The sequence below is a fragment of the Lentzea rhizosphaerae genome (assembly GCF_042649515.1).
Taxonomy (GTDB): Bacteria; Actinomycetota; Actinomycetes; order Mycobacteriales; family Pseudonocardiaceae; genus Lentzea; species Lentzea aerocolonigenes.
Window position 1 is genome coordinate 113,974 of sequence record NZ_JBHRZI010000027.1, and the last position, 17,878, is coordinate 131,851.

The 17,878-nt window shown below is 70.5% G+C and carries 12 protein-coding genes; 9 read left to right on the top strand and 3 right to left on the bottom strand.

Translation table 11 applies throughout. The annotated features are described in order from the left end of the window. Nucleotides 1-70 precede the first annotated feature (70 nt). On the bottom strand, nucleotides 71-1,504 hold the full coding sequence (locus ACFOWZ_RS30420; protein ID WP_382377344.1) for an IucA/IucC family protein: 1,434 nt from the start codon (nucleotides 1,502-1,504) through the stop codon (nucleotides 71-73). 23 nt (nucleotides 1,505-1,527) lie between these two features. Here ACFOWZ_RS30420 and ACFOWZ_RS30425 point away from each other — a divergent pair, with 23 nt between their 5' ends. Then, entirely contained in the window at nucleotides 1,528-2,901 is a 1,374-nt protein-coding gene (locus ACFOWZ_RS30425) for an IucA/IucC family protein (protein ID WP_382377345.1), read from the top strand. Here ACFOWZ_RS30425 and ACFOWZ_RS30430 read toward each other — a convergent pair. Then, nucleotides 2,891-3,898 carry a hypothetical protein gene (locus ACFOWZ_RS30430; RefSeq protein WP_382377346.1) on the bottom strand — a complete coding sequence of 336 codons (1,008 nt, stop codon included), beginning with the start codon at nucleotides 3,896-3,898 and terminating at the stop codon, nucleotides 2,891-2,893. The genes ACFOWZ_RS30425 and ACFOWZ_RS30430 overlap by 11 nt on opposite strands. Before the next feature lie 72 nt (nucleotides 3,899-3,970). After that, on the bottom strand, nucleotides 3,971-4,318 hold the full coding sequence (locus ACFOWZ_RS30435; protein WP_382377348.1) for a hypothetical protein: 348 nt from the start codon (nucleotides 4,316-4,318) through the stop codon (nucleotides 3,971-3,973). Between the two features lie 177 nt (nucleotides 4,319-4,495). Between ACFOWZ_RS30435 and ACFOWZ_RS30440 the strand changes: the two genes are divergently transcribed. From ACFOWZ_RS30440 to ACFOWZ_RS30475, 8 genes are all read left to right on the top strand, one after another. Next, nucleotides 4,496-5,026 (top strand): NUDIX domain-containing protein, encoded by a 531-nt coding sequence (locus ACFOWZ_RS30440; RefSeq protein ID WP_382377349.1) that lies wholly within the window; start codon nucleotides 4,496-4,498, stop codon nucleotides 5,024-5,026. Nucleotides 5,027-5,041: 15 nt separating this feature from the next. Further along, nucleotides 5,042-6,013 carry a D-cysteine desulfhydrase family protein gene (locus ACFOWZ_RS30445; protein WP_382377350.1) on the top strand — a complete coding sequence of 324 codons (972 nt, stop codon included), beginning with the start codon at nucleotides 5,042-5,044 and terminating at the stop codon, nucleotides 6,011-6,013. Nucleotides 6,014-6,336: 323 nt separating this feature from the next. After that, the gene (locus tag ACFOWZ_RS30450) at nucleotides 6,337-8,562 is read left to right on the top strand and encodes a VWA domain-containing protein (protein WP_382377351.1); all 2,226 of its coding nucleotides are present in this window, start codon (nucleotides 6,337-6,339) and stop codon (nucleotides 8,560-8,562) included. A 14-nt stretch (nucleotides 8,563-8,576) separates the two neighbouring features. Further along, on the top strand, nucleotides 8,577-11,732 hold the full coding sequence (locus ACFOWZ_RS30455; RefSeq protein ID WP_382377352.1) for a tubulin-like doman-containing protein: 3,156 nt from the start codon (nucleotides 8,577-8,579) through the stop codon (nucleotides 11,730-11,732). Then, nucleotides 11,717-13,858, top strand: a complete 2,142-nt coding sequence (locus ACFOWZ_RS30460; protein WP_382377353.1) for a hypothetical protein — start codon at nucleotides 11,717-11,719, stop codon at nucleotides 13,856-13,858. The genes ACFOWZ_RS30455 and ACFOWZ_RS30460 overlap by 16 nt, the downstream gene beginning before the upstream one ends. Next, nucleotides 13,855-14,808: a hypothetical protein gene (locus ACFOWZ_RS30465; RefSeq protein ID WP_382377354.1), complete on the top strand. Its 954-nt coding sequence runs from the start codon at nucleotides 13,855-13,857 to the stop codon at nucleotides 14,806-14,808. The genes ACFOWZ_RS30460 and ACFOWZ_RS30465 overlap by 4 nt, the downstream gene beginning before the upstream one ends. Continuing rightward, on the top strand, nucleotides 14,809-15,879 hold the full coding sequence (locus tag ACFOWZ_RS30470; protein ID WP_382377355.1) for a TRAFAC clade GTPase domain-containing protein: 1,071 nt from the start codon (nucleotides 14,809-14,811) through the stop codon (nucleotides 15,877-15,879). It abuts the gene before it with no gap. Continuing rightward, nucleotides 15,876-17,837 carry a DUF4231 domain-containing protein gene (locus ACFOWZ_RS30475; protein WP_382377356.1) on the top strand — a complete coding sequence of 654 codons (1,962 nt, stop codon included), beginning with the start codon at nucleotides 15,876-15,878 and terminating at the stop codon, nucleotides 17,835-17,837. The genes ACFOWZ_RS30470 and ACFOWZ_RS30475 overlap by 4 nt, the downstream gene beginning before the upstream one ends. The last annotated feature ends 41 nt before the right edge of the window (nucleotides 17,838-17,878 follow it).

Consider the following 17,878-nt stretch of genomic DNA (forward strand, 5'->3'; position numbering starts at 1 on the left):
CCGATAGATGGCCCGAACGTGCTTTTCGCGCCAAAGAAATATGCCTGATCCGCTCGGCTTCGGTACGGAGTTAGTTCTGGTACAACGGGTTCGGGCAGTCGACGTAGACGCTCGTCGCACCCTCCGCACGGGTCCAGCGCAGCAGGAGGTTCGCCTTCGCGGGCACCGACGGACTCTCCAGCAACGAGTTCAGCAGTGTGAACGATCCGTACGAGCGGAAGACATCCCGCGCTTCCGCCCACACGTCCAGACCGGGGTGCCGGTCCAGCACAGCGCCCGCGATCTCGATGAGGTGGTTCACGACGAGGCAGTACTGGAGCCGCTCCCAGCCCTTCGCCTCGGACACACCGCGCGAGCCACCGTCTCCGTCCACTTCGGACAGCAACCGGGCATGGCGCGGCAGCAACCGCATTCCCTCCGGGTCGCGGAAGATCGCCTGAACCGGCATTCCCCCGGCGTCCACTCCCACCAGAACGTTCTGCAGGTGGCACTCCATCACGACTCCGTGCGCGAAGAACGCGTGCAGCACAGGAGGAACGACGACGGAGACGTACTGCCGGAACCACCGCAGCGCGTCGTCGCGATCCAGTCCGTCCAACGGGTTTCCGTCGAATCCTTCGCTGATTCCGGCCGCCAGCAACGGGGTCACGCCGGGCAGCACGTGCTGCCTGATGCCGTCCCGCACCACGACAGCAAGGCCCTCGAAGGAATCCGGCAACGTCCGATAGCCGCGGTCGATCAGGAACGCCGTGCCGGGGTACACCGAGGCGATGTCGTCGAACACCGGTCTGAGCAGGCGCGCGAGCGGCGGGATCCAGCGCAGGTCGTGCGCCCAGAGCCGGCGCACGTCGTTCGTGATCTGCACGTCGAGGCTGAACTTGTAGAACAGGTCCGCCGCCGGGTCGTACACCGTGCGCACCGAGGACGTCGGCCAGACCTCGTGACCGGTCGAGGTCCCGCTCATTCCCAGCAACGAGAGCTGCCACGGGTGCGCGGGCAGGATCCCAGCGGGCAGCGGCACCTCGCCGTCGTCGACGAACTCCCCCTCCAGCTGCGCCAGCGAGAACCGCGCGTGCACCTCGGGCGCGTACGGGAGCCACTCGGAGGCGGGCACGCCCCCGCGTCCCTTCGGTGCCGGGTGGTAGCGGTGGCCGGCGATCAGCGCCTGCTCGGAGCGCTGGTAGAGGTCGCCGGGCGCTGCGGGCCGGGCGTCGAGGACGGCGGCGATCGCCGACCGCGACCCCGCGATCTCGTCGAGGAACCCGACCGGCGGGTCACCGAGCTCCTTGGTGACGAGCACCGCGAGCTCGTGCCACGACACGGGCTGCCACGCCCCGGAGAACATCTCGGGGTCCGAGAGCCAGCGCCCCTCCCGCGCCCGCAGCAGGACACCGGTGCGGGGCAACCTGATCGTGCCGCAGGGCCCCTGCTCCCCCACCTCGCGCCGCAGGCAGTTGAGCAGGGCGGTCGAGGTGATGCCGTCGGGGTCAGTGATCGCTTCCACCGGTGTCCGCTTCCCTGAAGGCGATGTGTCAGGATCTGGTCATTCTGACGCAAACGCGGGTCGAGTCCGAATTCGCCGCCGCACTTCCAGCCGACCGTGCCGAACGATTTCTCGCGGCACTGCCGGAAGCCCGCGCGGCGATTTCGGCGCGCCTGCGCCGGGCGTTCACGATCGAGCCGTTGCCGCAGGTCAACACCGATCCGGACGAGCACCTCCACCCGGTCGACCTCCTCGCCGCACAACACTGGCCGCACTCCGCGAACCTCATCGCCGAGGTGGCCCACAGCGTGGCCGGACTGGCGCTCTCCCGCACAACGAGCCCACTCATGACTCCATTCCTCGAAAGGTCGCTCGAGGAGCACGAGCAGAGCGTGGTCGACGGCCATCCGCTGCACCCGTGCTGCCGCAACCGCACCGGCTTCACGGCCCACGACCACCTCGCGTACGGCCCGGAACACCGCCCGGTGGTCGCGCTGCGCCTGCACCCGGCCCGCGACCACGTGGTCTTCGGCGACTGGCCGGGAAAACTCCGCGACGGCCCGTCGATCCTCCTCCCGGTCCACCCGTGGCAGGCCGACCGCCTGAACGTCTTCAGCACCGGCACCCTGCCCGCACACCCGCTGATGACCCTGCGAACGCTGTCGGCAGGCGACTGGCACGTCAAAACGACGCTGAGCGCACAGATCACCTCGGCCGTGCGGGACATCTCCGGCAACTCGATCACCACCGCGGTGACGGTCTCCGACTTCCTCGACGACGTCGTCGAGGGCCTCGAACTCCAGCACAACAGGGCCTCGGCCGCGGTCCTCACCGACGGCGAACCGAACCGCGCGCTGGGCGTGATCCTGCGCGACAGGCCCGTGCCGCTCGACGGCGAAACCCTGCTTCCGCTGGCCGCACTGACCGCCCGCCCGGTCGACGGCGGCCCTGCGCCCATCCGCTCGCTGGGCGACCCGGTGACGTGGCTGACGGAGTTCGCGGAACTGACCGTGCCGCCGCTGATGACCCTGCTCGCCCGCGGGGTGGCGTTGGAGGCGCACGAGCAGAACCTGCTGGTGGGCCTGGTGAACGGCAGACCGCGCCGGCTGATCTACCGCGACCTGGCCGACATCCGCGTCAGCCCTCGCGAGAACCTCCCCGCACGACTGCACGCCGACCAGGAAGCCTTGCGCGCCAAGACGTTCGCCACGTTCTTCGCGACGGCGCTGACCGGAGTCGTCGGAGCACTCGACGCGCCTGCAGCCGAACTCTGGGACGTGGTGGCGAAGACCGTTCCGGACACACCGGACCGGCACGCGCTGCTGCACGATCCGCTGCCGGCCAAGCCGCTCACGTTGATGCGGCTCGACCCTGGCACGAAGGCGTGGGCACACCTGCCCAACCCGTTCAGCTCATGAGCAGGGCTGCGCGGTGCTGCCACGCCAGCGACAGCAGCGCCGCCCCCGCCGCCTGAGTCGGTTCGTGGTGCACGAACCGTTCGACGTTCGCGGCGGTGAACGGAAGTCCTTCCAGCACACGGCCTTCCTCGTTGTGCGACACCAGATCCCCGAACAGCGCGTCGAACCGCGATGCCTCGAACACCGCGACGGTGAGCATGTCGGTGGCGAACGTCAACGGGTCCACACCCGTGCCGAGGTAGTACACACGCGCCGCCGCAGTCAACGAGGCAGCGAACGGCCAGGTGCCGTAGTCCGGCGCGTGGATCTCCGGGACGCCCAGCAGTTCCTCGGCGAACTCGCGGATCATGCAGTGCCACAACGAGAAGTCGCTGTTCTGCGCGCCCTGGAACACGCCGACGGGCAGCACCTGGTACATGCCGCCCGCGTGGCCGACGCGCTTCGGGTCGCGCCAGTGCAGGAAGAACGTCGAGCCTGAGGGATCGTGGCGGATGGTCAAGGTGCTGATGGCGACGTTGACCGGGCGGGCGGTGAGGTCGCAGGGATCGCCGATGGACGACCGCAGCGGCAGCGAGGAGATCCGGCCCGTCGACAGGGCCGCGTACTCGTGGGCGCAGGCCTCGCCCACGTCGATGCCGTCGAAGTAGGTGCCGAGGCCGAACGTGAGGTGGCGGCCGGTGAAGCCGAGCAGGCGGTAGGTCTCGCGGTTCTGGAACACGGTGGGTGCGGCGAGCGCGGCCATCGCCTCGGAGTAGCTGCCGAAGCCGTCGGGGAGCAACGTCCCGCAGTCAGGTGAGAAGGCGGGCGAGCGGCCCAGTTCCAGGGAGAGGTCGGCCAGCGGAACGGGCGAGGAAGGCATCCAACCCGGGGTCGTGAGCAGTGGCGTGCCCGCGACCTTGGGCAGCGACGGGTACTCCGACACGGCCTTGAGGGCCAGGGCGTGGCGGTGCTCCAGCAGGTGCGCGCGGACTTCGAGCCACTCGGCGGACGTCGGCATGGCTCCATCTCAGCGAGGACGTGGCGACATGACCGGACCACCGCGGCCCGGTCTTCCGCCGTATGAGCGCTGTCAGGCCCTCCAGCGGCGGGAGGCGTGAACCACCTCGCCGACCGCGCGGGCGAGGCTTCCGTCGGGGTCGACGTGGGCCTCGTAGTGGGCGGGGAGCGGCTTGCCCACCTCGGGCGGCGCCTCGTACAGGTCGTCGTCCTCCCACCGCAGCCTGCGCGCCGTCTTGACGAACGCGACCGCCGCTGCCAGCAGCAACGCCCCGAGCGCGGCAGGCCACCAGACCTCTTCCGCGATCGCGATGGCGAACTGGACCTGGGCCACCACGACGAAGACGACCGTCAGCCCGACCACCGACCACGGGGCCGATCTACCGTCGCGTCTGCGCTTGGCGGCACCGGTTGCCCCCATTGGCGTCACCTCCACCGATGTTGCCGTGGACATCGGCGATTGATCGCACGGAGTTACAGGGTCAAGCGTACTCCCCGGTCGTTTGGTTGCGTTCCGTCATCGCGGCACATTCACCCACCAGGCGTGAACCCCGGCACGCCCCGTGCGCGATTCACCCTGTGGTGTGATCATCAACTCGTGTCTGCTCTCCACGCGGGTGACCCCGCCGCCTTCGCCACCGACGTCCTGGACGAGGGTCCAGCCGAACTCGAGTACGAACCGGGCATCGCCTCGCGCAGGCCCACCAAGACGTGTGCCGGTGGCGCGCTGATCCGCGACTCCGCCGGACGGGTCCTGTTCGTGGTGCCGACGTACAAGCCCGTGCTGGACATCCCCGGCGGCATGACCGACGACAACGAGTCCCCGAAGGCCACGGCGGTCCGCGAGATCCGGGAGGAGCTCGGGCTCACCGTCGAGCTCGGCCGGTTGCTCGTGGTGGACTGGACGCCGCGCAACGGGGTCTGGCGCGACTGCCACCAGTTCGTGTTCGACGGCGGGATCGTCGACGACGCCACCGCGCACGACGACGAGCTCGAAGCCGTGGTGTACCTGACGCTCGAGGAGGCCAAGCCGCGGATCTACCCGTCGCTGCACCGCAGGTTGACGCTCGCACTGGAAGCACTGGAGAGCGGATCCACGCGCTACGCGGAGTTCGGCCGCGAAGTCTGACCTAAGCTCGCGGGCATGGACCTGAGCGCGTTCCCCCGAGTCGCACTGGGCAACTGGCCGACCCCGCTCGACGACGCTCCGAGGCTCGCCGCCGCGCTCGGCAGCCCGCCGGTCCTGATCAAGCGCGACGACGTCAACGGCCTCGGCGCGGGCGGCAACAAGCTGCGCAAGCTCGAGTTCCTGCTGGGCCAGGCGATCGAGGACGGCGCGGACACGATCATCACGTTCGGCGCGCTGCAGACCAACCACGGCCGGCAGACCGCAGCCGCGTGCGCGAAGCTCGGGCTGCGCTGCGAGCTCGTCCTCACCGCCAAGGTGCCGATGAAGGGCGACGCCTACGAGAAGTCCGGCAACGTCGTGCTGGACCACATGTTCGGCGCGAACGTGCACGTCTGCGCGGACGCCGACGAGACCGTCAAGGCCTACGAGAAGGTCAACCACGACAAGGCCGTCACGCTGCCCGTCGGCGGTTCGAACGGTCTCGGCACGCTCGGGTACGTCGCGGCCGCCGTCGAGCTCGTCGGGCAGCTGAACGACCGAGGCATCGACAACGCCACCATCGTCGTCCCGGACGGCAGCGGCGCCACGGCGGCCGGCATCGCGCTCGGCACCGAGCTCCTGGGCTGGGGCGGCACCGTCCACGCGGCGAGCGTCTCGCACACCGCCCAGGACGCCGAGCAGGAACTGCACAGCCTCGCCACCGACGCCGCCGCTCTGCTCGGGGCCGGAAAACCGAAGCTCGGCCACGTCACCGTCACCGACGACACCATCGGGCCGGGTTACGGCGTGCCGACGCAGGACATGTGGAGCGTGCTGAAGCTGTTCGCGGAGACCGAGGGCGTGCTCCTGGACCCCGTCTACACCGGCAAGGCCGCCGTGAAGTTCCGCGAGCTGGCGCCGCTCAGCGACGTGCCCGTCGTGTTCCTCCACACGGGTGGTCTTCCCGGCTTTTACGGCTACGCCCCCGAAGCCGTCGCCCAGTTCTGACAACGGATTCTCATAACCGCGTCCTATCGACGCGTTTCCGGCGCGCACCTGACATCTCCATCGGTCATCTATTGACCAGGTTTTGTCCATGATTTTCACCCAAATGACCGGGCATAATCGCGCCCATGCACGCCGATGTTTCAGCACCGTCAAAATTTCACTCACCCGGCGCAAACAGATTGAATCCATGCGCGGTGGAATCACGGTGACCTGCGCTTATACGCCGCACGATTGCGGTCATTAGGGCAGTAACGAGCCAGCGCGCGCGTTCGATCGAAATACCGCCCGCCACATTCCACCAGCGTCAGTGGGTGAATTGACTCATGCGTCTCTCCGTGCTCGCCTCGACAGCTGCCGCGTTACTGCTGTCCACGTCCTCACCAGCAGGCGCGGCACCGCAACAACAGCAACCGGAACCCGTCATCACGCCCGCGAACATCGTGGTCCTGGTCGACGAGTCGAGCAGCATCAGCGCGCAGGACGTGGACCGGGAACGGGACGCCGCCGCGCTGATCGCACTCGGAGAGTTCGCGCCGTCGAGCACCATCGCGGTCGTCGGGTTCGGCAGCGACAACGGCGGCCAGTCGCCGGTCGACGTGGTGTGCCCGCCCAGCACGGTCGCGACCGCTCAGGACCGCCAGCGCCTCAGCGACTGCACCCGCGGGCTGAAGAGCCGCAAGTCCGGTGAGGGAGAGGGGACCGACCACGCGGCCGCGCTCCAGCAGGCGTTGAGCTACCTCGAGGGCGACAAGAACGGCCCGAAGCTGATCTTCCTGCTCACCGACGGCAAGCTCGACGTCTCCGACAGCCCTCGCTACGGCCCGGACAACGTCGGCGACCAGCGCAACCGCACCGCCTCCGAGCTGATCGGGACACTGCTGCAGCAGGCGAACCGGGAGAAGACGCAGATCTGGCCGCTGGGCTTCGGCAACGTCGACCAGGCGCAGCTCGACAGGTTCGCGAAGGGCTCGTTCCAGGGCCAGTGCGGCGTGAAGTCCCCGACACCGGCCGCGACCGTCGTCAGCAGCTCGGCCGACGTGGCCCAGGCGCTCATCAAAGCCTTCCAGGCGGCCAGATGCGCCGGCGCAAGTGACATCCAGCGCACCCCGGTCAGCAGTGGCGGCACCGCCGAGGCCAAGGTCACCATCCCGGTGATCGCCACCGACGGTTCGATCCTCGTCACCAAGCACGACTCGCGCATCGCGGTGTCCTATGTGGACCCGGACGGCAGGACCGTGCCGAAGTCCGGTACCCAGGGCGACTCCACGTTCCAGGTCAGCGGTGAGAACGGCACGGTCGAGGGGCTGCGGATCGTGAACCCGTTGCCCGGCACGTGGACCGTCAAGATCACGTCGGCACCGGGCGTGCCCCCGCTCGACGTCAGCACCGTCGTGATGTACCAGGGCGCGGTGCGGTCGAGCATGACCGTCAACCCTCCCGCGCCCCAGGCGGGTCAGGAGGTCACGGTCGCGCTGAGCCTGCACACCAGGAGCCGGTCGATCACCGACCCGAGCGCGTTGAAGGACCTGTCGTTCACCGCCGACGTCGAGGGGGAGGGCTTCACCACCCCGATCCCGCTCAACGACGACGCCCAGAACGGCGACAGCCGCAACCAGGACGGCGTCTACTCGGGCAAGATCGTCATCCCGGGCGAGGCGAAGGGCGCGGTCAAGTTCACCGGCACGGTCGCGGGCATCGGCATCAGCAGCGACACCAGGATCGTCGAGGCGGCCCTCGTCACGGGCCCGCGCCCGCTGGTCGCGACCACCACGTTCGGCAACACCGACTGGAACGTCGCACCGGGCGACACGGTCAGCGGCACGGTCACGGTCACCAACAACTCCGGCCGCGCCCGCAAGGCCAGGATCGTCGTCGCCGACGCCGCTCCCGGCACGGTCGCGAGCATCCCCGGCGAGCAGACCGTGCTCGACGTGCCGCCGTCGGGCACCAGCACGTTCGACTTCGACCTCGCCTTCGCCGACGACACCGTCAAGGGCGCCAACGCGGTGACGCTGCGGGTCGTGGACGACGAGAACCCGGACGACGTGATCTACGAGTGGCGGCTCACGGCGAACGTCGAGGAACCGCCGCCGCTGACGCAGATCGCGATCGGCATCACGATCGCGGCGGTCGTCACCACCGCACTCGTCCTGTTCCTGCACCGGCGCAGGCGCCGCGACGTGCGCGGGCTGGTCGTCCACCTCTACGACGGCCACCGGTCGCGCGGCGACCTGGCCGCACCGGAGCAGCCGTCGTCCGTGTTCCGCTTCCACCTCGGCGAGGCGGCGGCCGGCGTGCCGCACCTCGCGCACTCGGCGGGCGGCGAGGACAGCTACGAGCTCAGCAGGGTCGGCGGCCGCCTGCAGCTGCGCACTCCCTACGGCGACACGCAGTCGCTGCACCTCGGCGAGCGGGTCGACGTGAGCCCGAGCCTGTCGATCGAGGTGGAGGACGAGCACTCCCCCGTCGGCTTCTCCGAAGAACACCACCAGGACCCGTTCACCGCCGCGGAACCGCAGCAACGGCCGTCCGACAACCACCTGCTCTAGCCGGAGGGACAACGATGCAGATCTACCAGCCCATGCTGTACGTCGGACTGGGTGGCACCGGCTGTCGCGTCGGCGCCGAGCTGGAGCGCAGGCTGCGCGAGGAGCTGTGCGGCCCGGACGGCACCGAGCTCCAGCAGCGCATGCAGGGCAAGAACTTCCTGCCGTACCAGCTGCCGTCGTGCCTGCAGTTCGTCTACGCGGATCTCAGCGAGGACGAGTTCGGTTCCCTGGAACGCCGGGTCGTGCCCGATCCCGAGTACCTGTCCGCCGCCGAACGCACCATGCACCTCGTGCGGGAACTGGTGCCGCACCACGACACCTACCCCGAGGTCGCGCGCAGCCTGCGTCTCGCCGCCTCCCAGTACGTCGAACCGTGGCTGCCACCGCCGCTGGGCGAACCGCGGATCGGCCCGCTCGCCCGCGGTGCCGGTCAACTCCCGACGGTCGGCCGCGCGGCCCTGTTCGAGACGTTCCGCGGCGGCACGTCGGCGGCGCAGGCACCGCTGCGCAAGGCGATCGGCGCGATCAACAACTCGCTCGGCGAGCTCGCGCTGCTCGGTGGTGGCAAGAGGTCGTTGTCCTGCGACGTGTTCGTGGCGTTCAGCGTCGCGGGCGGCACGGGCAGCGGCATCTTCTTCGACTTCCTGCACCTGATCGGCGACGTCTTCGCGCACCAGGACTACCGCGCGAGGATCTTCCCGCTGGTGCTCATGCCGAGCGCGTTCGACGAGGGGCTCGGCGGCGGCAGGGCGGCGCGGCTCAACGCGGGGCGGTCGCTGCTCGACCTGTTCCGGCTGGTGGACGACCAGAACGCCCAGGTCGCGGGCACCGAGCTGGACAGCTCCGGGATCAGCGGCCAGCTCTCGGTGCGCTACCCGGACCGCGAGGAGATCCGGCTGCGCGCCTCGACCGTGCAGACCGCGTTCCTGTTCGGCAAGGGCCCCGGGGTGCAGCGCGAGGACCTGCACCGGTCGATCGTGTCGCTGGTGCTGTCGCTGATCGGCACGGACCTCGGCACCGACGGCGACGGTGGGCGCCAGGCCGTCGCGCAGACGTACATGAGCTTCGCGGACTCGTTCATCAACGGCGCCGTCGAACGCGAGGTGCCCGCCGCGACCGGCATCGGGAACCGCGGTGTGTCAACGAGTTCCGTCGCGTCGATGACCGTGCCGGTGGACGACATCGCGGACATCATCAGCTCGCGCCTGCTCGCCGCCGCGGTCACCGAGCTGGACGAGCCGGGCACCGGGCAGGCGGAGAACAACTCGCCGTTCATCGAGAGGTTCTTCACGGAGTCCAATTTGGACCCGCTGCGGCTGCGCGCTCCGGTGCCGATCAACGAGGTCTCGGCGGTGTCGGGCGCCGAGGCGATCGCGCGGGCGCTCGCCACGCGGGCCCGCACGATGGAGTCCGGCCTGCGCACGCTCGACCAGCAGCTGGCCAGGCAGATCCCCGACATGGTGCAGACGTTCGACGCCGGCCGCGCGGTGAAGTCGCTGCTCGGCGAGGTCGACCTGTTCCGGCTCAGGCGGGTTCTCAACGGCCACGACGGGCTCACCGACGAGGCCAGCGCGCTCGGGTTCGCCAAGATCCTCGAACTGCGCCGCGGCGAACCCACCGCCCCCGCCGGCCTGACGCTGAACCCTCCGGCCGCCGCGGGGATCAAGGGCAAGTTCCTGCGCAAGCTCCAGTTCTCCGACCCCGCCGTGCGGGCGGCGATCGCGCGCCAGAACGACTGGTACGCCTGGCGCGCCAAGCGGGTCTGGCACGCGGCGTGGAACGACCAGGCGGTGCGCTGGGACCTCAAGCTCAAGGCCGTGCAGCAGCAGGTCCTGTCGCTGGTGAACGCGTTCGAGGACCACGCGCGGCAGAGCGAGCGACGGTTCACCGCCCGCGCCCGCGAGCTGTACCAGCAGCGCGTCGGAGTCACGTACCTGCTGCCGCGCCAGGGCGACCTGGAACCGTTCTACCAGGCCGTGGTGCGCCGGTTCGTGGACTACTACGTGCACCAGGGCGGCAAGCTGCGGCCGACCGCGACGCCGGGCGACCTCGTCACCGAGATCCTCGGCGAGGAGGGCTGGAAGCACGCCTACGACATGGTGCTGGACGGCCGCGGCCCGGCGATGGCCGTGGCGCACGTCAAGGACCGGGTGAAGCAGGCCGTGAAACGGCTCTTCTCCTACCGCGACGGGCAGCACCGGCCGTTGCTCCCCGCGTTGCAGGACCTGCTGGCGGCCGCCGCGGGCAAGCCGGGCGTCCAGGTCGGTGACGACGAACTGGCGCAGTTCCGGGAGAAGCTCGCCGGGCTCGTGCCGGGAGGATTCGCGCCGAGCGGCACCGGCCGGTTGCGGATCCTGTTCAGCTACCCCGCCTCCGCCCAGGACTTCGAGCTGGAGAAGTTCCTGCGCCACGAGGTGTCGCTGCCGCGGCAGGACGCCGTCGTCGAGTTCCGGCCGATCGCGGCCGAGTCGATCACCGTCGTGCTGTTCCGCAGCTCCATGGGACTGACCGAGGTGCCCGAGGTCCGCGAGGTGCTCAAGCACTGGTCGGACGCGCTGCGCAACGAGGAGCAGCAGGACTTCCTGCGCTGGCGGCAGCGTCTGGGCTACGACTTCGGTTACCTCGCCACGATTGCAGAGCACCGCGAACGGATCCTGCACCACCTGCTGTGCGCGGCGTGGAACGACCAGATCGCCGTGGCAGGAGACGAGGACTCGCCGTCCGCGATCACCGTGAAGCTCGGTGACGGCGCGCAGGCGAGCATGCGGCTGCCGCTGGAACCGTTCGGGCGGCTGTCGAGCTGGGCGAGCCTGCTGTCCGCGTACGAGGCGTGGGTGCTGACCGACGACGAGCAGATCCGGCGCGACTTCTGCGCCAAGCTGATCGCGACCACCCCGCGCGGTCTGGATCGGCGGCCGGACAAGCCGTCGCAGCTCTTCGACCGGATCGTCGGCCTGGCACCGGCCGAACTGGCCCGGATCGACGCGGAGCTCCGCGAACGCACCGGTGGCAGCGGCACGCGCCGGCTGCTCGCGTTGCGCGAGTTCTGGGAGGAGACCCTGCCCGGCGCGCTGCGGCTGCCGTTCCGCGGTGTCAACAACCCGTTGCAGGACACCCTGTCCGACCTGCGCGAGTGGGTCGCGCGCGACCCGGAATGGCTGCGCCCGTGACCCCGGACCCGGTGATGACGCTGGACCTCCGCACTCCGGAGGGCGCGGACGGCCCGGTCCTGTCGAGCCGCGTGCTGGTGATCGACAAGACCGATGCGCTGGCCGAGCACCACGTGCACTTCGAGCGGCTCGCCCGGCTGCCGCAGGTGACCGGCGTCGTGCTGGTGGCGATCGGCGGCATCGACGCCGTCCTGCGCACACCCTCGGCGCTGGCCGGCGTCGGCGTGACGCTGTGGGTCACCGGCGGATCCGGTGTGCCGTGGGAGGGCGGTTCGCAACGGCCGGGTGCCGGCGGCGGCGAGTCCACTGTGGACGACCTGCTGGTCGCCCTGCGGTTCCCCGAGGTGTTCGACCGGGTGGTCGCGGAGGTCGGCGCGATGCCGCACCAGGCCGCGAGTCCCGGGCTGGCCGTCGACTACGCGACGGTCGAACCGGCAATGATGCGGGCGTTGAAGCTGCGGGCGTTGCGGCAGCTCGTCGCCACCGGGGTGGCGGCACGGCTGCACGACCGCGAGTCGACCGAGCTGACGTCCGTGGTGCGCTCCGTGACCGAGGGCGACGCGACGTCGGTGCGCGAGGGATCACCGCTGCACGAGGCGATGGCCCGCGCCCACCGCGAGCTCACCGCGGCGGCGCGGGCGATCGGCAGGTGGCGGTCGTGGCGCGGTCTGGTGGGTCTCAAGAAGAGGCACCGGGTGGTGCTGGACCGGCTCAGCACCGCCGGTGACGCGCTGCTGCGGTACCACCGGGTGGCGCGCAGAGCGTTGGAGGACGTGGATTCGAGCCTCGCCGACGGGTACCCGCCGCCCTCCGAACTCCTCGAACAGGGCCTGCCCTCCCCCGCACCGGTCAACTCGGAGGAGATGGCGGACGCGGTGCGCAAGGCGGTGACGACCGAACTGCTCGGCGGCCGCACGTTGCCGGGCATCGCCGAACAGGCCCGCCGGCTGGGCAACCGGCTCGGTGCGGCGCGCAGCCTCGCGGTGACCGAGCAGGACGCGGCCGCGGACCTCCAGACGTGGGCGCACGGGCTGATCGCGCCGCCGCGGGTGAAGGTGTGGCCGATCCCGGTCACGCCCCTGCTGCCGGTGATGTTCCTGACCTCTCTGTTGAGCACCGCGTTGCCGGGGTTCGGCGCGTGGCCGATGCTGCTGATTGTTCCTTTGTGGACAGGGTTGGTCGCGTTGCTGTCCGCGCCCTGCCCGGCCGGTGCCGACCTCGGGCTCGTGTTCGGCGCCACGGTGTTCACCTCCGTCGCAGGCGCCGCCACCGGGCTGAAGTCTCCGGGAGCGCTGTCGTCCGACGCGCTGATCGGCGCCGGCGTGCTGGTGGTGCTGGTCGCGGTGTCACTGGTGTCGGCCTGGCTCGCGTGGCGGGCCGTGGCCGGCCGCTGGCGGGACGCGGTGCCGTTGCGCCAGGCGCAGAACGCTACCAAGCGGCTGTCCGACCAGGTGTCGCGCACGATCGAGCAGCGCTGGTCGCCCGCCGACCGCAGCCGCCGACTCGCGGACTCGCTGCTCGTCGTGGCGGCCGGGGTCGACGCCGTGGCCGAGGTGTTCGGCGACGTGATCTCCGGCGTCAAGGACACCGAGCACACGTTCGGCGGTGACTCCTCGGCCGGGCTGGCCGAGGTGTTGCACCACGACCTCGTGGCGATCACGCTGGAGGTGCTGCGGCCGTCGTTCGACGCGATCGCCTCCCGCATGCCGCTCTCCGCCGACGCACAGCGTTCCTCGGCGCGTGCGAAGGAACTCGTGGCCGCCTACGACGACCACCTCGTACAGGCCGGCTTGCGCGAGTTGCCCGCGTTCGTCACCGACGACGGTCCCCGGCGCAGGCTCGCGGAGACGTTGTGGCAGGGCTCGGCGTCGTCGCGGCGCATCCTGCAGCTCACCGAGCGCAGCAGGATGACGCAGCTGTGCGCGGCGGAGGACGTCCGACTGCTGCAAGCGGACAACGCGAGGATCGTGCACTTCGCGTCGGCGGACATGGACCTGCCGCCCGTCGACGCCGGGTGCGACGAGATCATCCGCACCAGGGGCGACGCCGTGGGCGCGTTGCGGCTGACCCCGATCCTCGCGCGGTACGTCGAACGCGCGGTGCACGCCCAGGGAGACCAGCGGTGAAGCACTCCGCCACCTCGAACTTCGACACGCTCACCGGACGCGACCCGGCGGGCCGCGCGGCGTCCTGGCGGATCCAGGCCCTGGACGCGGACCGCGTGCGTACCGACGACGGCAGAACGCTGGTGCTCAGGTCGCTGCACGCCCAGGGTGACGACCTCGCCGTCACGGAAACGTTGCTGGACAACGAGATCCGTGCGCTGACCCGGCTGCACACCCGTTACCGGGTCCCGCTGCCGGAACTCCCGCAGATCGTCGGCTACGACTTCGACTCCGCGGAACCGTTCCTGCTGCTGGAACCGCCGAGCGGCAAGTGCGTCGACAGCGGTCTGCGGACGTTGCTGATCGACGAACGCCGCCGGTTCATGATCGGTCTCTTCCGCGCGCTGGCCCAGCTGCACGCCGTCGGCCTGGTGCACGGCTCGGTCGGGCTGCCGTCGTTGTACTGGGACGGCGCGACGACCCAGCTCGTCAACCTGGAGCACGCGACGGGCACCGGCGAGGCACCTCGCCCGTCCCGCAACGGTTCAGTGGCGCATCCCGGCCACGACGTGCGCGCGGCGGGCCGGGTCGTCTACGAGCTGTTCACGGGCAGGCACGTCCAGCCGGGCGACGTCCCCGACCTGGCCTCGCAGCCCGAGGTGCTGGAGTCGTTGCTGCACGGCGTCTTCGACCAGGACCCGCAGCAGCGGCCGACGGCCGTGCAGGTGCTGGAACGCCTGAACGACAGGGATCCCCTGCCGAGGCCGGTGGACGTGACGGCGGCGATGAAACCGGGCTACGACAGGTTCGACGAGCTGCGGCCGCCGAAACCGGTGGTGCGGCCGGTGTCGCAGCCGGTCGCACCGAGGCGCGCACCGAAGCCGGGACCGCGGCAGGTCCCGCTGATCCCGTTGGCAGCGGTGGTCTTCCTCGTGATCGCGACCATCGCGGTCCTGGTGGCGGTGCTGTAGATGACGACTCCCGAGGACAAGCGCGTGCAGTGCCCGATCTGCCTGGAGTCCTTCGCCTGGCGCGAGGACGAGCTCTACAAGCGGGTGGTCGACGACAACGGTGCCCGCTGGGTGAAGGCCGACCTCTCCGGCCACACCAACCAGGTCCTGCGCAGGGACCGCCGCGCCCGCTGCTACGTCAGGTGCCCGAACCCCGGCAAGGAGAACCACGAGCACTACCTGCCGGTCTCGCACCGCGACCACGGCGACCCCGTGGTGATCGGCCTGGTCGGCCGGCACGCGTCGGGCAAGACGCACCTGCTGACCACGATGATCCACGAGGCGTTGCGCGGCGACCTGCGCCACCACGGCCTCGCCTTCGAACCGGCGGACGAGCTGCGGCACGCGGCGTTCCAGCGCGAGATCGACCAGCTCCTGCGCGGCAACAAGCTCAACGCCACCAAGGACCTCAAGGAGGACTTCGCCACCTACCTCCTGGTGCGCACGGCGTCGGGCACCACCAGGCCGATCGTGTTCTTCGACGTGGCGGGCGAGGACTTCGTGCAGTCGGGACCGCAGTCGCTCGGCGGCCAGTTCGTGCTCGGGGCGACGGCGTTGATGTTCGTCGACCACCCGGCGGGCGCGCTCCCGGCGTTGCGCGGCGGCGGGCAGCCGAACCGGAACCCGGCGTTCTCCGGTGCCCTGGAACGGATGGGCCGCCGCGACGACGTGGAGGACCTGCCGGTCGCCGTGGTGCTGACCAAGGCCGACGAGCTGCGCTACGAACACCCCGTCGACTACTGGATCCGGCGCGAGGACCTGCGGGAACCGTTGGACGCAGGCGTGTTCCGCGAGGAGAGCAGGGACGTCTACGCGTTCCTGGACCGCTACGAGGCACGGCCGATGCTCGACGTCTTCGAACGGTTCCGCCGCAGCACGCTGCACGTCGTGTCGGCCACGGGGTCGCAGGCCGACGGCAACGACCTGTTCCCGCGCGGTGTCCGACCGGCTCGCGTGCTGCGCCCGCTGCTCGCGCTGCTGTCCATGTGCGGGCTCGTCGACGGCCCGCAGGCCGCGGAGGTGGGCACGTGAGCCTGGAGCAGTTGCTGTTCGCGGTCAGCGAGACCAAGGGCATGGACCTGGTGGCGGCGTCCTTCTCCAGCCACGACGCCGACTCGTGGGACGCCTGGAACGAGAAGCTGCGGCCGCACACGCGGTTGCTCGGCCGCGCCGGCACGTCGTTCGGCCACCTGTCGTTCCCCGACGGCAGCGCGGCCGTGCTGCGCCGCTCCGCCCGTCCCGGTGACGCCGGGCGCAACGTCGCGCACGCGCTGGTGGGCGACCGCGGCACGATCTCCCGGCTGGTCCCGGCGATGACGACGTGCTGGCTGCGGTGGCTCGACGAACGGCCGATCAGCAACCGGCTGCCGGACGTGGTGCGGGAGGAGTTCGACCCGTCCGCACGGCCGAAGGCACTGGACGACCCGATCCTCCTGCCGCTGCTGGCGTGCGCGCTGGCCAGGCCGTCCAGCACGTACAGCGTGATCGGCGTGCCGGACGGGAAGGAGCTGTCCGCGCTGTGGACGTTGCGGACCCTGCTGCCCGACCGCGAGTGGACGTTCTCGACCTATGAGGAGAACGACGCGGGGCAGCCGAACCTGCCGCGCCTGGTGTTCCTGCCCGGCCGGCCGTCGCAGGAGGTGGTGGTGCAGGAAGGGCGGCTGCGGATCGACGTGCGCGAGGAGCCGCGGCCGAACGACTGGGCCACCAAACGCGCCGTCGAGCTGCTCGGCACCCTTCAGCACGCACGGGAGGAGGCCACGGTGTTCTTCGTTCCGCAGAACCACGTCGAGGTGGTCGCGGACGACACGCCGACGACAGTCATCGAGGTCGCCCAGCCGGAGTCCGGGTGGCCGTTCCCGGAGGTGGTGCACGGCAACGATCCGCTGCCGCAACGACTCGCGCGCTTCACCGAGCTCGCGGGCAGGCTGGACGGTGCGGTGCGGCACGAGCAGTTGTGCGCGTGGATCGAGGACCGCGTCGCCGCGCCGAGCCCGTTCGTGGCCGCCTTCGTGCAAGCCAGGGGCGGTTCCGGGTTCGACGCCGCGATCAGCCGGCGCTGGCTGGCCGAGCAGGGCGTCACGACCGTCCGTCCGGAGCCCGGGCAGCCTGCGCGGCTCGCCAGGAGACCTGCCGTCGACGAGAACGTCGCCCGCGCGATGTGGGGCAAGCACGAAGCCTGGTCGAGGTCTGCCGACCACCACAAGGTCCGCGCGATGCGCTACCGGATGGCCGTGCTCGGCACGCTCGCGGGCAGCGCGGTGCTCACGGTCGTCGCGGCGCAGTTCAACGCGCGGTGGCTGCCGGTCACGGGCATCGCGGTCGCCGTTCTCACCGCGGCACTGGTGATCGCCGGCATCTGGGTGCGCGCCGTGAAGGAACCCGCGGAACGCGACCGTTGGGCGAGCACGCGGATCATCGCGGAACAGGTGAAGGCCGAGGTGTGCAAGTACCTCGCGGGCGCGGCGCCGTACCGCGACCCGAGAGCCGTGGCGTTGCTGAAGGAGAACGTCGAACGCGTCGAGGGCGACGAGCAGATGCACGAGCTGGCGAACGCCACCCCGTTGATCTGCGACGTGCGCTCCTATGTGGACGGCCGCGTCCGCGAGCAGATCTCCTACCACCGCGCGACCGCGAAACGCCTGCGGCGCAACCTGCAGCGGATGCGGATGGCGGAGTACGTCTTCCAGGGCATGGCCGCCGCCCTCGCCGCCGTCGGTGCCGTGCAGGGCTACCAGCTGGCCGTGTGGGCGGGTCTGCTCACCACGATCGCCGGTGCCGTCACCGCCCACATCGCGCAGAGCGGCTACGACCGGCTGGTGGTCCGCTACCGCCGCACGGTCGACGACCTGGAGGAGCTCGCCCGCTCCCTGCCCGACCGCCCGGACCCCGCCGCGCAGGACCACTTCGTCACCGCCTGCGAGCAGGTCATCGCCAGACAGAACGAGGACTGGCTGACCCAGCTCACGACCTCGGGAAGGCAGCCGTGAACCCCGTCGCTCTGCGTGACCGCCTGCCGGGGCGGGTCCGC